The organism is Sagittula marina (genome assembly GCF_014196795.1).
GTDB classification, from domain to species: Bacteria; Pseudomonadota; Alphaproteobacteria; order Rhodobacterales; family Rhodobacteraceae; genus Sagittula; species Sagittula marina.
On sequence record NZ_JACIEJ010000010.1, the window covers coordinates 18,232 to 41,145 of the forward strand.

Annotated in this window: 21 protein-coding genes; 10 read left to right on the forward strand and 11 right to left on the reverse strand. The window is 62.0% G+C overall.

From position 1 onward, the window contains the following. Positions 1 to 29 precede the first annotated feature (29 nt). From GGQ68_RS17840 to GGQ68_RS17870, 7 genes are all read left to right on the forward strand, one after another. Complete coding sequence (locus GGQ68_RS17840; RefSeq protein WP_183968401.1) at positions 30 to 1,400, forward strand: aminotransferase-like domain-containing protein; 1,371 nt, start codon at positions 30 to 32, stop codon at positions 1,398 to 1,400. 527 nt (positions 1,401 to 1,927) lie between these two features. Then, on the forward strand, positions 1,928 to 4,798 hold the full coding sequence (locus GGQ68_RS17845; protein ID WP_183968402.1) for a monovalent cation/H+ antiporter subunit A: 2,871 nt from the start codon (positions 1,928 to 1,930) through the stop codon (positions 4,796 to 4,798). Continuing rightward, positions 4,798 to 5,217 (forward strand): Na+/H+ antiporter subunit C, encoded by a 420-nt coding sequence (locus tag GGQ68_RS17850; protein ID WP_183968403.1) that lies wholly within the window; start codon positions 4,798 to 4,800, stop codon positions 5,215 to 5,217. The genes GGQ68_RS17845 and GGQ68_RS17850 overlap by 1 nt, the downstream gene beginning before the upstream one ends. After that, on the forward strand, positions 5,214 to 6,743 hold the full coding sequence (locus GGQ68_RS17855; protein ID WP_183968404.1) for a monovalent cation/H+ antiporter subunit D: 1,530 nt from the start codon (positions 5,214 to 5,216) through the stop codon (positions 6,741 to 6,743). The genes GGQ68_RS17850 and GGQ68_RS17855 overlap by 4 nt, the downstream gene beginning before the upstream one ends. Next, positions 6,743 to 7,234, forward strand: a complete 492-nt coding sequence (locus GGQ68_RS17860; RefSeq protein ID WP_183968406.1) for a Na+/H+ antiporter subunit E — start codon at positions 6,743 to 6,745, stop codon at positions 7,232 to 7,234. The genes GGQ68_RS17855 and GGQ68_RS17860 overlap by 1 nt, the downstream gene beginning before the upstream one ends. Beyond that, complete coding sequence (locus tag GGQ68_RS17865; RefSeq protein WP_183968408.1) at positions 7,231 to 7,500, forward strand: K+/H+ antiporter subunit F; 270 nt, start codon at positions 7,231 to 7,233, stop codon at positions 7,498 to 7,500. The genes GGQ68_RS17860 and GGQ68_RS17865 overlap by 4 nt, the downstream gene beginning before the upstream one ends. Before the next feature lie 10 nt (positions 7,501 to 7,510). After that, a complete protein-coding gene (locus tag GGQ68_RS17870) occupies positions 7,511 to 7,912 on the forward strand; it encodes a Na+/H+ antiporter subunit G (protein WP_183968410.1) in 402 nt (133 codons plus the stop codon). 130 nt (positions 7,913 to 8,042) lie between these two features. Here GGQ68_RS17870 and GGQ68_RS17875 read toward each other — a convergent pair whose 3' ends face one another. The 4 genes from GGQ68_RS17875 to GGQ68_RS17890 form a co-directional block, all read right to left on the reverse strand. Further along, positions 8,043 to 9,284: an aminopeptidase gene (locus tag GGQ68_RS17875; protein ID WP_183968412.1), complete on the reverse strand. Its 1,242-nt coding sequence runs from the start codon at positions 9,282 to 9,284 to the stop codon at positions 8,043 to 8,045. Between the two features lie 629 nt (positions 9,285 to 9,913). Further along, positions 9,914 to 10,525, reverse strand: a complete 612-nt coding sequence (locus tag GGQ68_RS17880) for a glutathione S-transferase family protein (protein WP_183968414.1) — start codon at positions 10,523 to 10,525, stop codon at positions 9,914 to 9,916. 185 nt (positions 10,526 to 10,710) lie between these two features. After that, the gene (locus tag GGQ68_RS17885) at positions 10,711 to 11,712 is read right to left on the reverse strand and encodes an NAD(P)H-dependent flavin oxidoreductase (RefSeq protein WP_183968416.1); all 1,002 of its coding nucleotides are present in this window, start codon (positions 11,710 to 11,712) and stop codon (positions 10,711 to 10,713) included. A gap of 126 nt (positions 11,713 to 11,838) precedes the next feature. Continuing rightward, positions 11,839 to 12,297 carry a MarR family winged helix-turn-helix transcriptional regulator gene (locus GGQ68_RS17890; protein WP_221235632.1) on the reverse strand — a complete coding sequence of 153 codons (459 nt, stop codon included), beginning with the start codon at positions 12,295 to 12,297 and terminating at the stop codon, positions 11,839 to 11,841. A 132-nt stretch (positions 12,298 to 12,429) separates the two neighbouring features. Here GGQ68_RS17890 and GGQ68_RS24635 point away from each other — a divergent pair, with 132 nt between their 5' ends. Together GGQ68_RS24635 and GGQ68_RS17895 are read left to right on the forward strand one after the other, a co-directional pair. After that, entirely contained in the window at positions 12,430 to 12,552 is a 123-nt protein-coding gene (locus GGQ68_RS24635) for a hypothetical protein (protein ID WP_281374888.1), read from the forward strand. Between the two features lie 5 nt (positions 12,553 to 12,557). Continuing rightward, on the forward strand, positions 12,558 to 13,931 hold the full coding sequence (locus GGQ68_RS17895; protein ID WP_221235633.1) for a hypothetical protein: 1,374 nt from the start codon (positions 12,558 to 12,560) through the stop codon (positions 13,929 to 13,931). 339 nt (positions 13,932 to 14,270) lie between these two features. Here the strand turns inward: GGQ68_RS17895 and tal are convergent, their stop codons facing one another. From tal to GGQ68_RS17910, 3 genes are all read right to left on the reverse strand, one after another. Beyond that, entirely contained in the window at positions 14,271 to 15,215 is a 945-nt protein-coding gene (gene tal / locus GGQ68_RS17900; protein WP_183968420.1) for a transaldolase, read from the reverse strand. 485 nt (positions 15,216 to 15,700) lie between these two features. After that, entirely contained in the window at positions 15,701 to 16,549 is an 849-nt protein-coding gene (gene aroE, locus GGQ68_RS17905) for a shikimate dehydrogenase (protein ID WP_183968422.1), read from the reverse strand. 11 nt (positions 16,550 to 16,560) lie between these two features. Beyond that, positions 16,561 to 18,105: a GMC oxidoreductase gene (locus GGQ68_RS17910; RefSeq protein ID WP_183968424.1), complete on the reverse strand. Its 1,545-nt coding sequence runs from the start codon at positions 18,103 to 18,105 to the stop codon at positions 16,561 to 16,563. Positions 18,106 to 18,204: 99 nt separating this feature from the next. Here GGQ68_RS17910 and GGQ68_RS17915 point away from each other — a divergent pair, with 99 nt between their 5' ends. After that, positions 18,205 to 19,098 (forward strand): helix-turn-helix domain-containing protein, encoded by an 894-nt coding sequence (locus tag GGQ68_RS17915; RefSeq protein ID WP_183968426.1) that lies wholly within the window; start codon positions 18,205 to 18,207, stop codon positions 19,096 to 19,098. A 66-nt stretch (positions 19,099 to 19,164) separates the two neighbouring features. Here GGQ68_RS17915 and GGQ68_RS17920 read toward each other — a convergent pair whose 3' ends face one another. Genes GGQ68_RS17920 through GGQ68_RS17935 form a run of 4 tightly spaced genes read right to left on the reverse strand, consistent with a single transcriptional unit; the run spans position 19,165 to position 22,837 of the window. Further along, positions 19,165 to 19,893 (reverse strand): SDR family oxidoreductase, encoded by a 729-nt coding sequence (locus GGQ68_RS17920; protein WP_183968428.1) that lies wholly within the window; start codon positions 19,891 to 19,893, stop codon positions 19,165 to 19,167. A gap of 36 nt (positions 19,894 to 19,929) precedes the next feature. Next, the gene (locus tag GGQ68_RS17925) at positions 19,930 to 21,036 is read right to left on the reverse strand and encodes an ABC transporter ATP-binding protein (RefSeq protein ID WP_183968430.1); all 1,107 of its coding nucleotides are present in this window, start codon (positions 21,034 to 21,036) and stop codon (positions 19,930 to 19,932) included. A 5-nt stretch (positions 21,037 to 21,041) separates the two neighbouring features. Continuing rightward, positions 21,042 to 21,965, reverse strand: coding sequence for a carbohydrate ABC transporter permease (locus GGQ68_RS17930; RefSeq protein WP_183968431.1), 924 nt, complete (start codon positions 21,963 to 21,965; stop codon positions 21,042 to 21,044). Further along, a complete protein-coding gene (locus tag GGQ68_RS17935) occupies positions 21,965 to 22,837 on the reverse strand; it encodes a carbohydrate ABC transporter permease (RefSeq protein ID WP_183968730.1) in 873 nt (290 codons plus the stop codon). Before GGQ68_RS17935 ends, GGQ68_RS17930 begins: the two co-directional genes overlap by 1 nt. Positions 22,838 to 22,914: the final 77 nt, after the last annotated feature.

The window sequence follows — 22,914 nt, forward strand, 5'->3', positions numbered from 1 at the left end:
TATGTCCGGAAACGCATGGAGTGGTGGCTATGAACGACTGGTGTCCCGAGATCTCGCAAAACGGAAGCCCACGCTATGTCGCGATCGCTGACGCCATCCTGCGGGATCTGGAGAGGGGCGTTCTACATGCGGGGGATCGTCTGCCGCCGCAGAGAAAGCTCGCGGAACTCTTGGGGCTGGATTTCACGACCGTCTCCCGTGGCTATTCGGAGGCCCAGAAACGCGGCTTGGTAGAAAGCCATGTCGGGAGAGGGACGTTCATAGCGGCGCAGCGGGCTCGCGCCTCCGGGCCTGATCCGGAACGAACTGGGGACGAGGATCTCACGATGAACATGCCGCCGGAGCTGCGCGACGAGCGCCTCCAGCGGCGTATGCGGGAAGGCCTAGAGTATGTTGGTGACAACCTGACGCCTTTGCTTCGCTACCAGTCTTCCACGGGAAGCGATCGAGACAAAAGCGCAGCCATGAGCTGGCTCGGCAAGCGGGGACTGAGCCCGAGTGCTGAGTGCGTGGCGATCACGCCCGGGGCCCATGCGACCATCCTTGCGATCCTCACCATTCTGGCCGATCCCGGAGACACGATCCTGTGCGAGGCCGTTTCCTATCCCGGCTTGCGCGCTATCGCGGCGCGGCTGCGCCTGAACCTCCAGGGCTTGCCCATGGACAAAGAGGGGATCGACCCCGGCGCGCTCGACCGCACCATCCAGGAGCACAATCCAAGAGCTCTCTATCTCACCCCCACCCTGCACAACCCGACCACCCTGACCGTTCCGCCGCAGCGCAGAAGGCAGGTCGCGGAGGTGGTAAATGCGCACGGGCTCCACGTAATCGAGGATGACGCCTACGGGTTCGTTCCCGCCGATGCGCCTGCGGCCCTCGCCACTCATGCTCCGGACCTCACCTGGTATATCGGAGGGTTGTCGAAGTGCCTTGGAGGCGGTTTACGGCTCGCCTACGCCACGGCACCATCCAGCCGCTGCGCTCTCAGCCTGGGGCACGCCTTGCGAAGCACGGCCGTCATGGCTTCGCCGATCTCCACCGCGCTCGCGACCCGCTGGATCGAGGAAGGCACCGCTGATGAAATCGTCAACTATGTCCGTGCCGAAAGTGCAGCGCGACAAGAGATCGCAACCGAGCTGCTGTCTGGACTGGAGTATCAATCGGCGCCGAACGCCTTCAACGTCTGGCTACGACTGCCAGAGGGGGCGGGACGCGCGAACCTGATGGGCCGACTGACAGGACGGAAAATCGGCATCATGCCCTCCGATGCGTTCACTGTCCTGGGGAAGCCTGACGAGCATGTCCGCGTCTGCCTGGGCGGCTCCATCTCGCGCGACGAACTGCGCAGAGGCTTGCTCCTGATGACCGACTCTCTGCACCCCGATGCTTGGGTAGGATAAGCAACCCCGAGAGCCAAACCCGAAGCAGTCTGCTTTCCAACGTGGATGAAAGGACATCCGTTCTCGTTGCTTTCCAGCAAGATAGGAGATTTTTCGCAACCCAGTTTGGAATCCACCCGGCAAAAAGCCTTTAACCAATAATGTGGATTATGTTACCCAGCCTACATTCGCCACGGTCGCGACATCCGGCCTGCAAATGCAAACGACTACGATGTATTACAGCTCATTCGGGATCGGCGCGCAGCCTGTGATGCCGTGCCGATGCAACGCTGCCGCGCAGTTCGCCTGCAGTCCCGAGATCACAGTTTCGTTACCATGGCGCACAACTTCTGAAGCTACCGGCGGCCCTGAACCCGCGGTCTGCACATATTATAACCTCACTCGCGCATAGGGACAATTGCGGTCGTTTCGACCGTTGCGTCAAGGCGTCCAGTGCCTCGTAACCTTCGCCAATGGCCCGGTTTCGCGTTGCAATTTGACGCCGGATTGAACACAAGCCGTTAACCCTTCGTCATCCGGAGACGCGCATGTTTTCTGAAAGCAGCCTTCTGCCGATCATTGCGATCTTGCCTTTTCTCGGGGCGCTTGTGCCCGGCGTCATGATCCGCGCCGGTCGGACGGCCTGCGCCAGTTTCGCGGCTGTTCCCACGATCCTCGCCCTTGTCTTGCTTGGCAGCCTCGCGCCGGGCGTGATGGACGGCACGGTCTACACCGCCGAGCTGACTTGGATGCCGCAGCTGGGGCTGGAGGCGGCCTTCTTCCTCGATGGTCTCGGACTGCTGTTCGCGGGCATGATCCTTGGCGTTGGCTTGCTGATCACGCTGTATGCGCGGTTTTACCTGTCTGGCGATGATCCGATGGGCCAGTTCTACACCTATCTCCTGCTGTTCCAGGGCGCGATGCTCGGCATTGTCCTGTCGGACAACATACTGCTTTTGCTGGTATTCTGGGAACTGACCTCGCTGTCGTCCTTCCTGCTCATCGGCTATTGGAAGCACCTCCCCGAGGGCCGTCAGGGCGCGCGCATGGCCCTGACCGTGACCGGCGCGGGCGGCCTTGCGATGATCGGTGGGATGCTGATCCTTGGCAATATCGTCGGCAGCTACAACCTGACCGACATCCTCGCCGCTGGCGAGCAGATCAAAGCATCGGACTGGTACACACCCGCCGTGCTGCTGATCCTGCTGGGCGCGTTTACCAAATCGGCGCAATTCCCGTTCCACTTCTGGCTGCCACACGCCATGGCCGCGCCGACACCTGTATCGGCCTACCTGCACTCCGCCACCATGGTGAAAGCTGGCGTCTTCCTCATGGCGCGCATGTGGCCCGCGCTGGCGGGCACCGACCTGTGGTTTTACACCGTCGCCACCGTCGGCCTGATCACCATGGTTCTGGGCGCGGTGATTGCCCTGTTCAAGGACGATCTGAAGGCGCTTCTGGCGTTCTCCACCGTGTCGCATCTGGGCTTGCTGACCATGCTCTTGGGCTTTGGCACCGCTGAGGCCGCCATCGCCGCCGTGTTCCACATCATCAACCACCTGACGTTCAAGGCCGCGCTGTTCATGACCGCCGGGATCATCGACCACGAGACCCACACCCGCGACATCAAACGGCTGGGCGGTCTGGCAAAGCTGATGCCCATTACCGCCACCATCGGCACCATTGCCGCGCTGTCCATGGCGGGGATTCCGTTGTTCAACGGCTTCCTGTCCAAGGAAGCGATGCTGTATGAGGCCGCGCACACCACGTGGTATGAAAATCCGTGGATCGTCGGCGCGCTCTCGACGCTGGGCGCGTTGTTCTCCGTCGCTTATTCGCTACGCTTCATCTTTCATACCTTCGGCGGCAAGGTGCGCAACGACTATCCTTCGCATCCGCATGATCCGCCCCTTGGTTTGTGGGCCTCGCCCGCGATTCTCTGCGTGCTGGTCATTGCCATTGGTGTCGCGCCCTTCCTGGCGGACGACGTGGTGCGCATGGCCGCGCAGGCCGTCACCGGAGAGGATCTTGAGGTGCATTTCGCCATCTGGCACGGGGTGAACACCGCGCTGCTGATGTCCATCGCCGCCATCGTCGGCGGGGCGATCCTGCTGGCGCTGCACCGCCCGTTGGACCGCGCGTGGCTCGCCACCCCGCGCCCCGAGGCCAAGGTCATCTTCGACAGCGTGCTGGGCGGCATCGTTTCAGTCATGCGGTCGCTGACAACCGGCCTGCACAATGGGGCCATCACCCGCTATCTGGCGGTCTTTGTCGCCGTGACCACGGCGGTGGGCGTCTCTGCCTACTTCAGTGGTGACGCCGGGCCGCAAACACGCGAGCTCCTGCCGGTGCCACCTGTTGTCTTCATCGGGTGGGTTCTGCTCATGGCCGCCGTGGTCATGGTCGTCATGTTCCACCGCACACGCTTTCGCGCATTGGTGGTTATCGGCATCATCGGCCTGATGATCTCCGGCGGGTTCATCTACCTGTCCGCGCCTGACCTCGCGCTGACGCAGATCTCGGTCGAGACGGTCACGATCCTGTTGCTGCTGCTTGCGCTGCACTTCCTGCCCAAGGAAACCCACGCCGAAAGCAGCCCGCTGCGGCGCGGCAGCGATGCCACCATCGCCATCGTGGCGGGGCTTGCGGTCGCCGGTCTGGCCTTTGCCTTCATGACGCGCGACTTCAGCACGATCTCCGACTTCCACCTCGCAAATGCGAAATCCGGTGGCGGCGGCACGAACGTGGTGAACGTGATCCTCGTCGACTTCCGCGGCTACGACACCTACGGCGAGATCATCGTCCTGGGCATCGCCGGTCTTGCGATCTTCGCCCTGATGGAGACGTTGTTGAACGGTCCCGCCGGGCGTCGCCTGCGCAATGCCGACCTCAGCGCCGACCGATCCATGGACCGTCACCCGCTGATGATGGTCGTTGCCACGCGGCTGATGCTGCCGATTGCAATGATGGTGGGCATCTACATCTTCCTGCGCGGTCACAACGAACCGGGCGGTGGCTTTGTCGCCGGTCTGGTCTTTTCCATCGCGCTTTTGATGCAGTACATGGCCAGCGGTTTCGCCTGGACCACACGGCGGCAAAAGATCGAATACCACGGCATGATCGGCGCTGGCGTGCTGATCGCGGGTCTGACCGGCATAGGGTCCTGGATGGCGTCGCGGCCCTTCATGACCACAAGCTATGGCTATTTCCACTTCCCGCCGATCGAGGAGTTCGAACTGGCCACCGCCATGCTGTTCGACCTTGGCGTGTTCCTGTGCGTGCTTGGGTCTGTGATGCTGATGCTCTACGGGCTCTCGCGTCTGGCACGTCATGCGGGTGAAACCGTGAACGAAGAACCCATGGAATATGATCCAAGCCGCAGCCCCGACGCCGCGGTTGTGACTGAGGAGGTGCGCTGATGGAGCTTCTGGTTGCAGGTGCCATTGGCGCGCTGACCGCGGGCGGAATCTATCTGATCCTGCGCCTGCGGGCCTTTGCGGTGATCCTCGGGCTGGCATTGTTGTCCTATGCGGTGAACATCTTTCTCTTTGCCACCGGGCGGCTGGCGGTGAACAAACCGCCGATCCTCACCGGCTACAAGGTGACGGATTTCTCCGCCTACACCGATCCGCTGCCGCAGGCTCTGGTGCTGACGGCGATCGTCATCAGCTTCGGCATGACTGCCGTCCTGGTCATGTTTGCGCTCGGCGCTTATCTGGAATCGGGCGACGACAAGATCGACATGCCCGCTCCCGATGATCTGCACGAAGACGACGGCGCGGACGTGGGTGAACAGACCCTCGTGATCGAGATCGAACCCAAGGAGCGCGGGCAATGAACCATTGGATTATCGCGCCGGTCGTTCTGCCTGCGCTGATCGCGCCGATCATCGCCTTTATCATGCGGCACGACGTTGTGCTGGCGCGCGTCGCCTCCGTGGCGTCCACAATCGCATTGTTTGCCATTTCGGTCGCGCTGACGATCATGGCGGCCAGCGGCGAAACGCAGGTCTACTTCCTTGGCAACTGGGCCGCGCCCTTTGGCATCGTGCTGGTGCTGGACCGCTTGTCGGCCATGATGCTGCTGCTGACTTCGATCCTTGCGTTGATCGTGGTGACGCATTCGATTGCCACAGGCTGGGATGCTAAGGGCCGCCACTTCCACGCGCTTTTCCAGTTCCAGTTGATGGGCATCTGCGGAGCCTTTCTGACCGGCGACGCGTTCAACCTGTTCGTGTTCTTCGAAGTGCTGCTGATCGCCTCCTACGGCCTCATGATCCACTCAGGGGGCAAGCAACGGCTTCAGGCGGGCCTGCAATACGTTGTGATGAACCTGGCCGGGTCGACGCTGTTCCTGTTTGCACTCGGGTCGCTTTATGCCGCGACCGGCACGCTGAACATCGCTGACATTGCGCAAGTCGTCCAAAGCGGCGAGGGCGACGAGGCGATCATCCGCGTGGCCGCCATCCTTTTGCTGGTGGTGTTCGGGATCAAGGCGGCACTGGTGCCCATGCATTTCTGGCTGCCCGCCACCTATTCCAATGCCCCTGCCCCGATCGCCGCGCTGTTCGCCATCATGACAAAGGTCGGCGCCTATGCGATCATCCGCATTCACACCATCGCCTTTGCCCCCGGCAACCCGGAAACCGGCAATCTGATAGGTGACTGGCTGTTCCCCGCATCGCTGCTGACCATCGCGGTCGGCGCCATCGGCGTCTTGGGCGCGCGCCGCCTGATGCCGCTGCTGTCCTATTCGGTGATCGGCTCCATGGGCACATTGCTTTTGGCGGTGTCGGTGTTCGAACAATACGCCATGACCACGGCACTGTATTACCTGTTGCACTCGACGCTGTCGGCGGCGGCGCTCTATCTGGTGGCCGATCTGGTGATCTCGCGCCGGGGCACCGATGCGCTGACGGTCCGCACGGCCACTGCGCAAAACGGCCTGTTCGCCGCGCTGTTCTTTGCCGCCGCAATCGCCATGACCGGGATGCCGCCACTGTCGGGCTTCCTCGGCAAGCTGTTCGTGATGGACGCCCTCAGCGGGCCGGGCGTGATCGGCTGGGCGTGGTCGGCAATCCTGATCGGCTCGCTCATGACCATCGTCGGCTTTGTGCGCGCGGGCAGCCAGATCTTCTGGAAGTCCACCTCTGTTGCGCCGGACGAGGACACAGCCGCCACCGACCTGCCCCGCGTCTCCGCGCTTCAGGCCGCGCCGGCGATGGTGGCCGTGGCCTTGCTGATGGCGCTTGCCGCCTTTGCCGGGCCCGTGACAAACTACCTTGATGCAACCTCGGCGCAGCTGTTCGACAGCAGCGATTACATCAATCAGGTGCTCGCCCGCGCCACGGAGGAGGCGAAGTGATGCTGAAAAAACTGATCCCTCACCCGCTGCTTTCGCTCACGCTGACAGTTGTCTGGTTGATGCTGGTGAACAAGTTTTCGCTGGGCAACCTGTTGCTCGGCGGCGTCCTTGGCCTGTTGATCCCGGTGCTCACCGCCCCCTATTGGCCGGGCCGTCCAAACGTACGCGGACCGTTCAAGATGGTCGAATACGTTCTGATCGTGATCTGGGACATCATCGTCGCCAATGTCGAGGTTGCGCTGCTGATCCTGTTCAAACCCAACCGCGACCTGAAATCCGCCTGGGTCACGGTGCCGCTGGACCTGCGCTCGCCAGAAGCCATCACCGTTCTGGCCGGAACGATCACCATGACGCCCGGCACCGTGTCTGCGATGCTGTCCTCCTGCGGCACCTCGATCCTTGTGCACTGCCTGCACACTGATGACCCGGAGGCAGTGCGCGACGAGATCAAGAACCGCTACGAACGGCGCCTGAAGGAGATTTTCCAATGATCACCTACGCCCTGATGTTTGCCTTTGGGTGCTTTGGGTTGGGTCTTCTGGCCAACCTCTGGCGCATCATCCGCGGCCCCGGCCGCGCCGACCGCATTCTCGCGCTGGACACGATGGTCATCAACAGCATCGCGCTGATCATCCTGTACGGCATCTGGCAGGGCACGGCAGTGTACTACGAGGCGTCCATGCTGGTCGCCATGGTCGGTTTTGTCTCCACCGTCGCCTACTGCCGCTTCGTGCTGCGCGGCGACATCATCGAATGAGGGTCCAGCCATGATTGTCGATGTCATCATCTCGATCTGTCTCGTCGTCGGCGGGATCTTCGGCATTGTCGGGTCGTATGGCCTGATCAAGCTTCAGGACACCATGCAGCGTCTGCACGCCCCGACCAAGGCCACGACGCTCGGCGTCGGCGGTGTGTTGGTCGCGTCGATGTTGTATTTTCTGTTCAAGGAAGACACCTACACCTTCCATGAGCTGCTGATCTCGGCCTTCTTGTTCCTGACCGCTCCGATCACTGCGCATTTCATGGCAAAGACCCACATCCGCATGCGTGAACTGCGCGGCACCCTGCCAGAAACCCAGCGCAAGCATGGATGGTCGCTCTACGACACGCCGCCGGAAATGCTGACGGACCCCCCGGCAGACGAGGTCAAAAGCCTCGAAAGCCGTTGATCGCGAAGATCTTTCGCCGCTGATTAGGAAAAGTTGACGCCAGATCGATAGCGCGCCGTGCTGTTCAGCTTGCGCGGGATCGATAAAACGGCGCGCGTGAAAACGAGACGCGCGACGAGTATCCGGGACCTCAGTTCGCCCACGCACCCTTGCGGAACACGGGCACCGTGGTGCCATCCTTGCGCACGCCGTCAATGTCCGTGTCCGGGCCGCCGATCATCCAGTCGACGTGGATCATGGAGGTGTTCCCGCCTTTTGCCGCGATCTCGTCCGCGCTCAGCGATGCACCGTCAAGGAAGCATTTGGAATAGCACTGGCCCATCGCGATGTGACAAGCGGCGTTTTCATCGAACAGCGTATTGTAGAACAACAGCCCGGTGTCCGAAATCGGCGAGCGGTGCGGCACCAGCGCAACCTCTCCCAGACGGCGCGCGCCCTCGTCGCTGTCGACCATGCTGTGCAGCACAGTCTCGCCAGAGCTGGAGCGCGCATCGACCGCGCGACCGTTCTCGAACCGCATCTCGATCTCTTCGATGAGCGCGCCGTTGTAGGACAGCGGTTTGGTCGCACGGACCGTGCCGTTCACCCGATGGGCGTGCGGTGTGGTAAACACCTCCTCGGTGGGGATGTTCGGATTGCAGGTGACGCCGTTTTGCGCACTCGACGCCCCGCCGTGCCATTCGTGATCGTCGGCCAGGCCCACCATCAGATCAGTGCCCGGACCCGTGAAATGCAGCGCGTCAAAGCGTTCGTCATTCAACCATGCGGACCGTGTGCGCAGCGCGGCATTATGTTCGGCCCAGGCGGCGACGGGATCATCGTTTTTGACCCGCGACGCGGCAAAGATCGCATCTGCCAGCCTGGCAACCGCCTCATCCTCGGGCAGATCAGGGAAAACCTGGCGCGCCCAGCCGACGGTCGGATAGGCCGCGATGGTCCAGTTGATCGCAAAGTTGGAAATCTTCTCCAACGCGGGTTTGTAGGCCATGGAATTGGCCTTGTTGGCGCGGGACACCTTTTCCGGATCTTCCTTGGCCAGCGCCATCGGGTCGGCTCCGGCAATCGCCATGCGGGCCGCGCCGTTTTCAAAAGCCTGCGCCATGCCCGCGTACAACCAATCGGGGGCACGGTCAAAGCTGCCCTTCTGCGCATTCTGAAACCGTGCCCGCGCGATGTCATCATCGGACAACAGGGGCGTCACCACCCCTGCCCCGGCGCGATACGCGCTGGCCGCGATCTGACGAACAAGCGGCAGCGCCTCCACCGGCGCAGTCAGGACAAGATCCTGCCCCGGCTGCAGATTAAGCCCCACATGCACGGCCACGTCTGCGAGACGGCCCAGAAGAACGGGATCGGGGGAATGGGTGGTCATAAAGTTTCCTTTCAAAGTGCCAAGGCGCTTGGCTGTCAAACTGCCCGCCGTTGCGCTGAATTCAAGGGGCATCCATCAGATAGCCTCCAGAATTGCCAGCATCTTGGTGCCTATCGACGTCGCGCAAGAGCAGAGGTGGCTTTCCGCCCAAGCCTCCGCAAACAAATATATTTTGGTCTACCATGCAGAGTCTGAAACATGCGATCGAGCACTATTGAAGGGTGGCCAGCGTAACCGCCCAATGCGAAACAGGTGGCCACCCAGCCGCCGCCCCCTCGTGATGCATCAAATCTCGCAAAAGGCGCGACGACGTTTGTTCCGACCACCGCACCGAGGATCTAGAAGCGGTCCCTCAACAGCGCCAGCTCGTAAAACCTGTCCATAATTAGCTCTGGACCGGGCCCTCAGAACGGCTGCTCGCCAAAGGCACACTCCAGCGCAACCGGCGTGTAGAAACCGGATGGCTTAATCAGTGACGGCTTGACGCCACACGCACTCAGTCTCCGTTTTTGGGCAGCGAGAGCACGACGCAAACGTCCCAAAGGGCATTTCCGGATTTTGGCAATTTACCATCGAGACCTCGGCACGTTCGGCGGTCTCTGCACAAAAGCACCTCACATCGACCGGCCCTATGCCGGGAAAAAGCCTTCTGGCGTCTTCATCGCATCGAGCCCGCGCATGCTTGCGATCCATGTGGCCATGACGTCGGTCGGTTCAAGGCCGGCTTCCGCGATCCATTGCGTATAACCCCAGATGGCGCAGTCCCCAATCCCGGGGGCCTCACCGTGAAAGAAGGGACCATCGCCGAGTAGTCTGCCGAAATTGACGCAATCCACCGTGTAGCGCGCTTCGAGCCAGCCAATAACCTCGGGAGGCAAGCCAGCACTGCCTTCACGATGCGCCTCTTTTAGCTGCGGCAGGCACATGCCGATACGGTTGGCCTCCCACATCAGCAGCTCTCGCCCGCGTCGGCGGCCTTCAACGCTATCCCCACCAAGGACCGAGAACGTCTGTGCGAGCTCCATCAGGATCGCCCCCGACTGAAAAATGGCCGCTTCGTCCATCAGCAGCACCGGCACTTCTGCCAGAGGACTGACCTTCAGAAACGCCGCTGGCCGGGAGTCCGGTGTCGCCCAAATATCAATGCGCGTTACCGTATGGTCCAGGCCTGCCAGAGAAAGTGCCAAAGCCACTTTGCAGGCGTGACCTGAATCCGGGTGTCCATAAAGATGAAGGGTCATGAAATATCCTATCAGGTCTTGCTATAGTTTGCCCTGCACCGCGGGCACGTCAATCCACGATCAAGCGGTGGAAGGCGTGGAACACAAAAAATGAGAGTGGCCGGCCGGTGCCCCGACGGGCCAAACCCCTGATTTCACCGACCCGGCAAAACGCTGTCCGTCAACAGGTATCGCACCAAATGGGCCTACTTCGCAGCGCGCCAGGACACAGAGGCCACCTGCGCATCAAGGCGCGTCTTGGCGTCGCGGAACTCTGCCTCCAGCGTGGCCACGCGGGCCTCGACGGTGGTGATGTCCTGCACCGCGCCAATGCCCTGCCCCGCACCCCAGATCTCGGACCACTTCTTCGGGCGGGTGTGCTCGCGGTTTTCAGCAAAATTCATCTTTGACGGATCAGAAGCGTCAAGGTTGTCCGGGTCCAGACCCGCAGCAGTGATCGAGGGTCTCAGATAGTTGCCATGCACCCCGGTGAAGGCGTTGGAATAAAGGATATCCTCGGCTGTGCTTTCGGCCACCATCTGCTTGTACCCTGGGACGGCGTTGGCTTCTTCTGTGGCAATAAAGGCAGATCCGGCGTAGCCGCCATCCGCGCCCATCGCCAGCGCCGCCAACAGCGAGTCGCCCTCGGAAATTGCCCCGGACAGCAGCAAGGGCCCGGCAAACCAATCGCGGATCTCGCGCACCAGTGCCAGCGGCGACTGCGCCCCAGCGTGCCCTCCAGCCCCAGCCGCAACGGCAATCAGACCATCCGCGCCCTTCTCGATAGCCTTCCTGGCGAATGTGTTGTGGATCACGTCATGAAACACTACGCCCCCAACGGAATGCGCCGCCTCGTTGACCTCTGGTCGCGCCCCCAGCGAGGTGATCCAGATCGGCACCCGGTGTTTTACACATACCTCCAGATGCTGTTCCAACTGCTCGTTGGATTTGTGGACGATGTGGTTGACCGCATAAGGCGCGGCTGGCGTGTCCGGGTGTGCCTGATTGTGCCGGTCGAGCTCCTCCGTGATCCGCGTCAGCCAACCATCCAGCGATTGCCCGTCCTTCTCCCGTGCATTCAGCGCCGGGAACGATCCGACAATGCCCGCCTTGCACTGGGCGATCACCAGCTCGGGATGCGAGACAATGAACATCGGGCTGCCCACAAGAGGCAGCCGCATGTTCTGCATGATATCAGGAAGAGCCATAATGCGTCCTTTCAGAAACGGGATGTGGATTGCGCCAAAGGGCACGGCACCGCGTGGTGCGCACATTGGCAAAGCGTGCTGTTCGGGATGCCCACTGGCATTGGCCGGTTGAGCGGGCCCTCGGGCTCAATCATCGCGGTCCCCAAGAGCCGCCTTCAGGTTCCGGCGCATTTGGTCCAGCACCGTCATGGCCGCCTCCAGCTGATCCGCGTCGATTCCGGCGTTGGCCATGGCATCGACCTCCCGCCGGGCCGAGGTGATCGTGTCGAACAGCGACCGCGCACTGTCGGTGGCATAGATCCGGTTGGTTCTGCGATCATCAGGATCGGCACGCCGCTGCACAAAGCCACGCGCCTCCAGCCGGTCGATCAGCTTCGAGGTGGTCACGGTGGCAATGTTCAACCGGTCCGCCAGATCGGCCTGGCGCAGACCCTCCTCCCGCATCAGGAGAGACAGCGCCCAGCCTTGCGCCATGGTCAGATTATGCGGCCGCAGCAGCGCATCAAACAGGATACCGCGAAACCGCGCGATCTCCTGAAAGATCGGACCGCCCTTGACCGGGGGAGTGATGTGCATCGCGGTCATCGGCCCTCCTCAGGTTGGGACGCCCCTGTCCGCCTTGGCGGTAAATTTATTTAGCTTGCTCATCATATGCAAGATAATTACAAATTTTGAGACGTAGGCTGCCCCGACAGGCGGCCCAATAAGGAGTTCAATGTGGCCGAGACCATGCTGGCGTTGGAAGTGCAGGCGCAGGCGATCCTGCTGCCCAGCCGTTACAACGCCGAAGCGGTCACGCGTTTTGCCGAAAAGCGCCCGTTGAAATTCAACGCCACATGAGACCCATGTGGTCCAGCGGCTTTCTGCTGCTTGCCTGCTTCGGCGCCATTGGCGAGATTTTCACCACTGCCACGGCCTTGCGTGTCGCCGAGGCCGTCGGGCTGGTCGGCTTCATGATGCTGGAACTGCGGGGCATGTCGAAGGTGGCCTTGATCCTGGCCACCTTATGCGTTGCGCTGCCCCTGTGGGAGATCAGCCAAGGCACGTTGGACCCGGCATTGGTGGGACGCGCAGTGGACCGGGCGGCATTCTTTGCCTTCTTTCTGACCTCGCTCAGCTTCTTGCAATTTGCCGCGGCCCGATCGGCACTGATCCTGCAGTCCGGCGCGATCCTTGTGCAGCAACCCCCCGGGCGGCGCTACGTGGTGCTGACCTTTGGCGCGGCGGTCTTTGGCATCCTGTTGAATTTCTCGACGCTGGGATTGCTGGGCACGATGATCGCAAAGGGCGTCGACCCCGGCGACACCGACGAATCCCGGCGCATCGGCGCGATCCGCAAGCGACGGATGACGCTGGCAATGTTGCGCGGGTTTTCGTCGTTGCCGATGTGGTCGCCGATCACCGTCACCATGGCACTGATCACTGCCGCCATTCCATCGGTCAGCTACCCGCAAATCGCACTGTATTCGACACCGCTGGCGGTGGTGCTCTTGTTGCTGGGCTGGGGCATCGACCGGTTCAGCTATCCCCGGCGTCCGCTGCCGAACCTGCCCGAAGCGCCATCGCTTTGGGGACTGCTTCCGTTGATGGGCATCGTGGTGCTGGTGCCTTCGGTGGCCTTGGCCGTGTCGCAAGTGCTGGGGGTGAGCCTGATCCAGGCCCTGCTGATCTGCCTCCCGCTGGTTTCGCTTGGCTGGTTGATGATCCAGAACTGGCCCGCGGGCGCAGGGCGCGCGACCCTGACCAGCTTGTCCGACACTTGGCACCACCTGTTGCCCGGCCTGCCCGCCATGCGGTCAGAAATCGGGCTGTTCGCCTGCTCCGCCTTCCTCGGGGTGCTGGTGCTGCCATTGATCGACACCGACGCGCTGGGTCAGGCCATTGTCGCACTGGGCCTGTCGAGCGGCGCTGTGCTGGCCCTGTCGGCCTGTCTGGCGCTGGTGCTGTCAATGATAGGGGTCAGTCCGATCATCTCGGTGACCATTCTGGCGGGCACGCTGCCGCATTTGGCAGGACTGGAAATATCGCCCACGTCAGTGGCCGTGACCATGGTGGCCACTTGGTCGATCGTGGTGAATGTCACGCCGTTCTCCGCCTCGGTACGGCTTTCGGCACGTATGATCGATCAAGACCCGGCAGAGGTGGGGCTTCGCTGGAACATGCTTTACGGATTGGTCAGCATCAGCGTGCTGTGCCTGTGCCTGCTCGTCTTTGCGTGATCCCGCTTTCCAAGTCGCGGACCCACGTCAACAACAGAGCTTCAGTACCCGACATCGCCAAGCAAAAGCTGCTCCGACGCAATGCGCCTCTCGCAAAAACAGCAACATCTGCGACCTGAACGTCGCCCCACGACGTCGCTTTTGCGAGCGGATCGCCTTGATTATCTGGCCTCCGACGGTGTGTGCCGAGCATAGCGGGCCTTAGCACCCTTCCCAACGCGCAGCTCAGACAAACAACGACCGGGCTGCGATCCGCAACCCGGTCTGGTGTGTGTCATAGATCAGCCGTTAACCCGCCCGAGGCAGATCCATCGCCTGATCCCTCGTTGGGTGAGCGGCTCAGGCCAGCTTCTCCGCGATCATCGCGATCAGCTTTTTGTGGTCCGCGTCAAAGTTGCGGATGCCTTCGGCCAGCTTTTCGGTCGCCATGGCGTCGGCGTTCATCTCCCAGCGGAACGTGGGCTCGTCTACGCTTACACGCTCGACAGTGCCTGCCTGATCCGGCGACAACGCGCGCGTCAGTTCGCCCTCTTCGTCCTTCAGGGCATCAAGCAGCTTGGGCGAAATCGTCAGGTTGTCACACCCTGCCAGAGCCTTCACCTGCTCGGTGGTGCGGAACGATGCGCCCATCACCACGGTGTCGATGCCGTTGGCCTTGTAGTAGTCGTAGATCCGACGCACCGACAGGACACCCGGGTCCTCATCCGGGGTGTAGCTGTCCACACCATCGGCCTTTTTGTACCAATCCGTAATGCGCCCGACGAAGGGCGAGATCAGGAACGCGCCCGCATCAGCACAGGCCACAGCCTGCACCATCGAGAACAGCAGCGTCAGGTTACAGTCGATCCCGTCTTTCTGAAGGATCTCCGCGGCGCGGATCCCTTCCCATGTGGCGGCGAGCTTGATCAGGATACGGCTCTTGTCGACACCCCGCGCCGCGTAGTCGGCCACGATTTCGCGCGCACGCGCAACGGAAGCGTCAGTGTCAAAGGACAAACGCGCGTCGACTTCGGTGGAGACGCGACCGGGCACAAGGTGCGTCAGCTCTGCCCCCAGCGCAACGGTCAATGTGGCAACCAGCGCCTCGGCGGACAGACCAGCGGATTGACCGGCCTCGATCTCGCGCTCGATCAGGTCTTTCGATGCGGGGTCAGACAGCGCCGCCAGAACCAAAGACGGGTTCGTGGTACAATCCACCGGCTGCAGCCGTTTCACCAGAGCAACCTCGCCGGTGTCAGCCACCACGGTGGTCATAGTCCGCAGTTGTTCAAGAACAGATGTCATAGAGCCTCTCCTTCCGCCATGATCCTTTTGAACCACGGCGCAGCTTAATGTTAGCGTCGCAACTGAGTTACCAGCAGAGGACGCCGCCGTCGACCAGCAGAACGGCCCCCAAGCTACAAGAAACCGTCTTGAAGCGCCAGAAAACCGAGGCGCGGAAGATTTCTTACGCCTCAGGCAGGCCCGCGATTATCGTTTTGTGTTCGAATTCTTTCGTTTGTGTCGACAGCCAGCCGTTCAAAGCTTTAACCATCGGCTGTCTCCCAATATCGTTTCTGAACGAATCCCAAGCCCTGCCATTGCACAGCGATCACGTTCGAAGCCACATGGACGAGCTGCCGGCGCCCGCGCTTGGCGCCCCTCCGGACACAAAGGTTCAGCTGCGCAATATGGCGGCTGCATTCTCGCTGAACGCAGCTCGCCTGCGCCCGATCACACCGCCATTCGACGGCCGGGCACACCGCCGGGCCAGCTCGCCCTGCCACGCATCATAGACCAAGATCGTTCAGCGCCTGCCGCATGACCTCTGCATCGACGTCGATACCTGTCCAGTATTTCAGACCGATCACCCCCTGTCCCACGAGCATCCCCAGACCATCCGCCGTCTTGCAGCCGCGCGCCTCGGCCGCCTGCAAAAGCTTCGTCCGCGGGGGATTGGGGATTCCGTCGGCCACGACCATCCCGGGATGCAGGCTGTCGTGGTCGATGTCCGGCGTGCTGTCCACATCGGGATAAAGCCCGATCGAGGTCACATTCACCACGATCCCCGTCTCTGGTGGAATGCTGTAGGTGCTGTCCCACGGCTGATAGGTTGCCGTTGCGGGGGTCTTTTCGTTGATCAGCTGCGCCACCGCCTCTCCCCGGGTGGCGCTGCGGTTCACCACAGTGATCTGCGCCACACCGGCAAGGGCCAGTTCTACCGCAACAGCGCGGGCGGCCCCACCGGCCCCCAACAGTACGACTCTCATACCCTTGGGGTCACAGGTCCGGGACAACGCGCGGACAAACCCTTTGCCGTCGGTGTTCTCCCCGATCAGTTTGCCGTCACGCGCCACGATGGTGTTCACCGCACCGATGATTTGCGCCGACTCTCCCAACCCATCGAGATGCTCTACCACCGCGACCTTATGCGGGATCGAGCAGTTGAAGCCTCGCCAGCCCATCGCCCGCGCGCCGGCCACGGCAGCGGCAAGGTTGTCCGGCGTGACTTCGCAATTGATGTAGCGCCACGGCAAATCATGATGGCGGTAGGCGGCCTCGATCATGGCGACAGTGGGGTTTTCACCCACAGGGCAGGCAAAGCACCCGGTGAGCGGTTGCAGAAAATCATGGGGCATGGAGGCTCCTTTCAAGCAGCGGCTTGCGCCGCGAGGGTGCGAGAGAGATATGCGCCGACCCGCAGCCCTTGGGCGGCGACGGTCAACGCCGGGTTTACAGCGGCGGAGGACGGGAAACATCCCGCATCCACCACCGACAGGTTCGGATGATCATGCGCGCGACACATGGAATTCAGCGCAGACGTCGCCGGATCGTCACCCATCCGGACAGTGCCGCATTGATGTGAGGGCGCGTCGATGCCAAAACTATGCCTGAGCACAAGCGGAAAGCCGATCTGTCGCAATAGTTTACGTGCATGGCTGACAAAGCGGTCATGGGCCTTCAGGTCCGCCGGATGCCACGTGACCTCCGGCGTGCCGTCGGGCAAAAGGCGCACCCCGTTTTCGACCAGCGGCGGGTCCTCGGACATCACCAGCCAATCGACGCTGTGCCGCCCCAACCAATTGGCCAACGGCTTTGGCGTCATCGGATAGGTCGCTCGGATCATCGGCCCCTTGATGTTGCCGAGCATCTGGATATTGCCGCGCGCCATCGCATCACCCGGAAGGCCGTGATAAAAATCGTTTAGCGACAAGGTTTTGGGAAAGGCCGTATCGTTGGTCTCGAATGGCAGAACTCCCATCAGACCCGTCAGGTGATGGTTCATCAGGTAGCGACCGACCACGCCGGATCGGTTGGCAAGACCACCCGGACACGCTTCCGTGGCGGAGCGCAGCAAGATCAGCGCAGAATTCACGGCCCCCGCGCTCAGCACGAAATGCGGCGCCTCAATGCGCTCCAGCCGCCCGTTGCCATGGACCTCGACGGCGATGATGCGCTGCCCTTGGGCGTCAGGGATCAGGCGTCTGACCTCCACCCCGGTGCGGATTTCCACGTTGGGCATCGTCTGAAGCTGGCGAATGATGCGCGTTTCCGCGTCCCCCTTCGCACCGAACCGACAACCAAAGGCGTCGCAGGTGCCACACAACCTACAGGACCCCCCAGGCCCGAAATCGACCGCTGCGGGCATGTGAAACGGATGCAGACCGGCCGCTTCTAGGCGCTCGGCCATCCTCTTGATCACCGGCGCATGGGGCACGGGCGCATGGTCATAGCCTGCCTGGCGCGGCGGCTCTGTCGGGTCCACGCCTGCCTGACCGCGCACGCCAAAAAGCGCTTCGGCCTCGGCATAATGCGGTTCAAGCTCCGCGTAGCTGACGGGCCAGGCGGGGGACGCCGCGTCCTCGTGCCGAGTTTCGGCAAAGTCGCTTTCGCGAAAGCGGAACATGGCGGTGCCGTAGAACTTTGTGTGTCCCCCGAGGAAATAATACTGCCCGGGCCTGTAGCGCCGCCCGGTATCATCCTGCCACTGCTCCTGCGTGCGATAACGATTTTGCACAAAGACAGCCTCCGCATCGTTCAGCTCTGGTTCATTGGGCAGCGCCTCTCCGCGTTCCAGCATCAGAACGCGCAGCCCGGCGCGCGCCAATTTCAAGGCAACGGTGCCGCCGCCGACACCGCTTCCGATGACAACGACCTGCGGCGCAAGCTGATTCGACTGGGTCTGTGCGGTCATATTGTGCTCCTCCGCCCGCAACCTATCGCACCCGTTCTCCGAGACCATTCCCAAACACCGCGCATTCTTGTACGATCCCCGCACAATCACGAGGGACGCATGCAGCCTTGGTTCGAAGCAGTCACCCTGCCAGAGGGTCAAAGCTGTCTGGTCTATGACCGGCGCTTGCCGGAATTCGGGTTCAACTGGCACTACCATCCGGAATACGAGCTGACGCTGACGTTGGGCAGTCGCGGCACCCGTTTCGTCGGCAGCGACGTCGCCCCCTATGCCGAGGGCGATCTGGCGCTGGTCGGACCAAATCTGCCGCATGCCTGGCAATCGCATGATCTGGCCGAGGGCGCGGCAGAGCATCGCGCCGTCATCTGCTGGTTTACCGAGGAATGGGTGCGCGGCCTGCCCACGGTCCTGCCCGAATTGCATCTGATTACACCCCTGCTGACAGCGGCAAGCGGCGGCGTTCTGTTTGGACCCGACGATGCGGTGCGCGCCGATATCATGGCGCTGTGCGACCTGCCCCCGGCAGAGCGCGCGCTGCGTCTGACCGCAATCCTTGTGGCGTTGGCGCAGCATCCCGACCAGCGGCCACTGACCAACACCGCCCGCACACCCGACGACATGCCCCGCGACCAGCGCCGGATGGAGGCAGTTCTCGGCCATCTGCACGCCACGCTCGATGCGCCGATCCGTCTCGGCCCGTTATGTGATCTGGCGCATGTGACAGAAAGCCAGCTGCAACGTATTTTCAAACGCAGCACCGGCCTGTCGATCAGCGCCTATGTCACGCGGCTGCGCATCGGGCGCGCGGCGACGCTGCTGGTGCGCACCGACTTGCCGATGACGCAAATCGCCATGCGCTGCGGCTTTCACGACGCGGCCCATCTGGCTCGCAAGTTTCGCGAAACCACGGGGCGCACGCCCTCCGCCCACCGGCGCGATTTCCGCGCCCGCAGCGCGCTCCCTCCGGAGGGCGTCTTTCCCATGCGGAAGTGACGCGCGCCCTGAAACCGCAAACAGCCGCCACACAGGACGGCTGTTCACACGACGTACTTGGGCAGATCACACGGCGGTAAAGCCACCGTCGATCGGCAAGGACACACCCGAAATCATCGACGCCGCATCCGACAGCAGGAACACGATCGGCGCCGCGATTTCATCCTCGGTGGCCCAACGGCCCAACGGCATGGTGTCGAGGAACGGCTTCTCGATCTCGGGCTTGCCCCAGTACCATGCGGACATGGGGGTCATGACCACGGTCGGGTTCACGCCATTGACCCGGATGCCATACTCACCCAGCTCCAGCGCGGACACGCGCGTGATGTTGTCGAGCGCCGCCTTCGACGACCCGTAGGAGATGTGGCCGCGCAATCCCACCAGCGATGCCTGGCTGGAGACGTTGACGATCACGCCGCCCTTGCCCAGACGGATCATCGTCTGGCTGGCATATTTCGTGACCAGCAGCGCACCGCGCGCGTTGATGTTCATGACCTTGTCGAAAACCTCGATGTCGGTCTCCATCGGCGTGGCAATCTCGCCACCCCAGCCACCACAGTTCACGACACCATAGATGTCCAGACCGTCCATCGCAGCCTTCACGCTGTCCTCGGAGGTCAGGTCGAACGGCAGCGTGCGGCAGCCGGTCTCCTTGGCCAATTCGGCCAGCGCCTCTTCGTTGCGGCCGTTGGCGATGACCTCGGCCCCCGCCGCGCAAAGCTGGCGCACGGTCGCGCCGCCAATGCCGCCGCTGGCGCCGGTGACGAGGATCGGGCCCTTGTCGAATGCGTACATTATAAACCTTTCAAGTCGTAGGAAGTGTCGCTGCTCTCAGGCGAGCCGCGTTTCGGTTTCGGGGTCAAAGGCCACCGCTTTCGCCATATCAAAGGTAAAGCGCGCGGGCTGTCCCGCCTTGGCCGGGTTGTGCGCCCGAAAACGGCCAATGGCGTCCTTGCCGCCAAGCGCAACGGTGACATAGGTGTCGCTGCCCGCCGGTTCGACAACATCGATCGGCAGTTCGGTTTCGGTCAACGCGTTGCTGTCACGGTCGGCGCCTTCAGGGTCTGTCATCGCCTCGGGACGGATGCCCAGCACGATATCGGCGCCTTCGGTCAGATCTTCGGCGCGGGGGAATGGCACGGTGATGGTGCTGCCGTCGCCAACCTTCAACACCGCACACATCGCTCCGTTCACCCGTTCCAGGCGCGCAGGCAGCAGGTTCATCGCCGGGCTGCCCATGAACCCGGCCACAAACATATTGGCGGGGTTGTCATAGATTTCCTGCGGCGTGCCAAGCTGTTGCACGTTGCCGCCGAACATGACCGCGATGCGCGTCGACAGGGTCAGCGCTTCGATCTGGTCATGGGTGACGTAAACGATTGTGGTGCCCAGCTTTTGGTGCAGCTTCTTGATCTCGGTGCGCATGTCCACGCGCAGCTTGGCGTCGAGGTTGGACAGCGGCTCGTCGAACAGGAACACGTCCGGGTCACGGGTCAAGGCACGGCCCATGGCGACACGCTGGCGCTGGCCCCCTGACAACTGGCCCGGCTTGCGGTCCAGCAGGTTGGTGATTTGCAGCAGGTCCGCGACCTTGGCGATCTTTTCCTCGCGCTCGGCCTTGGGCACACCGTGCATTTCCATCCCGAACGAGATGTTCCCGCGCACCGTCATGTTGGGGTAAAGCGCGTAGCTCTGGAACACCATGGCGATGTTGCGTTCAGCCGGTTTGACGTCGTTCACCCGGCGCCCGTTGATGCTGATGTCGCCGGAGGTCACATCCTCCAGCCCTGCGATCATGTTCAACAGCGTGGACTTGCCACAGCCCGACGGGCCGACCAGCACCAGGAATTCGCCCTCTTCAACGGAGATTTCCGTTTCGTTGAGGACTTTCACCGCCCCGTAGGACTTCGTGACGTTATCAATATCGAGAAAACCCATGGGGATTATCCTTTCACGGAGCCGGTCATCAGACCGCGCACAAAGAAGCGCCCGGCGACGATGTAGACAAAGAGCGTCGGCAAAGCGGCCATGATCGCCCCGGCAAAGTGGACGTTGTATTCCTTCACCCCGGTCGACGATTGCACCAGGTTGTTCAGCGCAACGGTCATAGGCTGGCTGTCAAAGTCACTGAACGACGCCCCGAACAGGAAGTCGTTCCAGATGTTGGTGAACAGCCAGATCACGCAGACCACCGCAATCGGGCCGGAGTTCGGCAGAAGGATGCGATAAAAGATGGTAAAGAAACCCGCCCCGTCGATCTGCGCCGCGCGCACCAGCTCTGTGGGAAACGCAGCGTAGTAGTTGCGGAAATACAGCGTCGAAAAGCTGACGCCATAGATGACGTGCACAAAGATCAGACCGGACACCGTGCCGGAGATGTTCAGGAACCCCAGCGCACGCGCCATCGGGATCAGCACGATCTGGAACGGGATGAAACAGCCGAACAGGATCAGGCCAAACAGGATGGTGTCGCCGCGAAAGCGCCACTTGGTCAGAACATAACCGTTCAGCGCGCCGAGCAACGTGGCAATGGCCACCGCCGGGATCACCATGAAGAACGAGTTGGCGAAGTAGGGCTTCAGCCCTGTCGCCGCGACGCCGACCTGAGCCTCGGACCATGCGCTGCGCCAGGCGGCCAGCGTCCAGTCCGACGGCAGCGCCATCATCCCACCGGACGTGATCTCGTTCAGCGGCTTGAGCGAGTTGGACAGCATCACATAGAGCGGCAGCAGGTAGTAAATGCAAAACAGCCCAAGGATGACGTACAGAACGATACGCGGGATATTGACGGACGCGCGTGTCTTGCCACCCGGCGGCGGTGTGCCCGTGCCTGCGGTGACGGCTTCGGATGTGGGGGCAGTGGCCATCACTTCTTCTCCCGCAGTTCGGACCAGAGGTAGGGAATGATCACCGCGGCAATGGTCAGCAGCATGATCTCTGCCGAGGCCGCGCCGACACCCATCTGGTTGCGCGTGAATGTGTAGGAATACATGAAGGTGGCGGGCACCTCCGTCGCCGTGCCGGGGCCGCCGTTGGTCAGCGCCACAACAAGGTCGTAGGATTTGATCGCCATGTGCGCCAGCACCACGAAGGCCGACAAAAACGCCGGGCGCAGCTGCGGAATGACGATCCGGCGGTACAGCGCAAAGGTCGACGCACCGTCCACTTCGGCCGCTTTCAGCATCTCGCCGTCGATGCCACGCAATCCGGCCAGAAACGTCGCCATGACAAAACCGGAGGTCTGCCAGACGGCAGCGATCACGACGGTATAGATCGCCATGTCGCGATCCTTGATCCAGTCGAACTCGAAGCTTTCCCAGCCCCAGCCCTGCACCACGGCCTCCAGCCCGATGCCCGGATCAAGGAACCATTTCCACGCCACACCCGTGACGATGAACGACAGCGCCATCGGGTACAGATAGATCGTGCGGATGAAGCCTTCGGCCCGGATCTTCTGATCCAGCAAAATCGCCAGTGTCAGCCCCAGCAAGCAGCAGATACCGATATACAGCCCGCCAAAGATCAGCAGGTTGTTGACCGCGATATCCCAGGTGCGCAGCTTGAACAGGGTGGCATAGTTGTCAAAGCCCACCCATTCGTAGCTCGGAAGCATGCGGCTGTCGGTAAAGGACAGATACGTCGTGAAAAAGATAAAGCCGTAGACGAAGATCGCCATCATGGCGACAGTCGGGCTCAGCACCAGCTTGGGGAGCCAGTCCCGCAAGCTGCGTCCGGTCATGGGTTGGGCCACGGTGGCCTCCCTGCTTGTCATTGGGGGGAATTGGAGAACGGGCCGCCCGACGATGGGCGACCCGC

Coding starts and splice junctions, on each gene's coding strand:
- GGQ68_RS17840 (WP_183968401.1), top strand. CDS start 30: ATGAACGACTGGTGTCCCGAGATCTCGCAAAACGGAAGCCCACGCTAT.
- GGQ68_RS17845 (WP_183968402.1), top strand. CDS start 1,928: ATGTTTTCTGAAAGCAGCCTTCTGCCGATCATTGCGATCTTGCCTTTT.
- GGQ68_RS17850 (WP_183968403.1), top strand. CDS start 4,798: ATGGAGCTTCTGGTTGCAGGTGCCATTGGCGCGCTGACCGCGGGCGGA.
- GGQ68_RS17855 (WP_183968404.1), top strand. CDS start 5,214: ATGAACCATTGGATTATCGCGCCGGTCGTTCTGCCTGCGCTGATCGCG.
- GGQ68_RS17860 (WP_183968406.1), top strand. CDS start 6,743: ATGCTGAAAAAACTGATCCCTCACCCGCTGCTTTCGCTCACGCTGACA.
- GGQ68_RS17865 (WP_183968408.1), top strand. CDS start 7,231: ATGATCACCTACGCCCTGATGTTTGCCTTTGGGTGCTTTGGGTTGGGT.
- GGQ68_RS17870 (WP_183968410.1), top strand. CDS start 7,511: ATGATTGTCGATGTCATCATCTCGATCTGTCTCGTCGTCGGCGGGATC.
- GGQ68_RS17875 (WP_183968412.1), bottom strand. CDS start 9,284: ATGACCACCCATTCCCCCGATCCCGTTCTTCTGGGCCGTCTCGCAGAC.
- GGQ68_RS17880 (WP_183968414.1), bottom strand. CDS start 10,525: ATGACCCTTCATCTTTATGGACACCCGGATTCAGGTCACGCCTGCAAA.
- GGQ68_RS17885 (WP_183968416.1), bottom strand. CDS start 11,712: ATGGCTCTTCCTGATATCATGCAGAACATGCGGCTGCCTCTTGTGGGC.
- GGQ68_RS17890 (WP_221235632.1), bottom strand. CDS start 12,297: ATGACCGCGATGCACATCACTCCCCCGGTCAAGGGCGGTCCGATCTTT.
- GGQ68_RS17895 (WP_221235633.1), top strand. CDS start 12,558: ATGTGGTCCAGCGGCTTTCTGCTGCTTGCCTGCTTCGGCGCCATTGGC.
- tal (WP_183968420.1), bottom strand. CDS start 15,215: ATGACATCTGTTCTTGAACAACTGCGGACTATGACCACCGTGGTGGCT.
- aroE (WP_183968422.1), bottom strand. CDS start 16,549: ATGCCCCATGATTTTCTGCAACCGCTCACCGGGTGCTTTGCCTGCCCT.
- GGQ68_RS17910 (WP_183968424.1), bottom strand. CDS start 18,105: ATGACCGCACAGACCCAGTCGAATCAGCTTGCGCCGCAGGTCGTTGTC.
- GGQ68_RS17915 (WP_183968426.1), top strand. CDS start 18,205: ATGCAGCCTTGGTTCGAAGCAGTCACCCTGCCAGAGGGTCAAAGCTGT.
- GGQ68_RS17920 (WP_183968428.1), bottom strand. CDS start 19,893: ATGTACGCATTCGACAAGGGCCCGATCCTCGTCACCGGCGCCAGCGGC.
- GGQ68_RS17925 (WP_183968430.1), bottom strand. CDS start 21,036: ATGGGTTTTCTCGATATTGATAACGTCACGAAGTCCTACGGGGCGGTG.
- GGQ68_RS17930 (WP_183968431.1), bottom strand. CDS start 21,965: ATGGCCACTGCCCCCACATCCGAAGCCGTCACCGCAGGCACGGGCACA.
- GGQ68_RS17935 (WP_183968730.1), bottom strand. CDS start 22,837: ATGACCGGACGCAGCTTGCGGGACTGGCTCCCCAAGCTGGTGCTGAGC.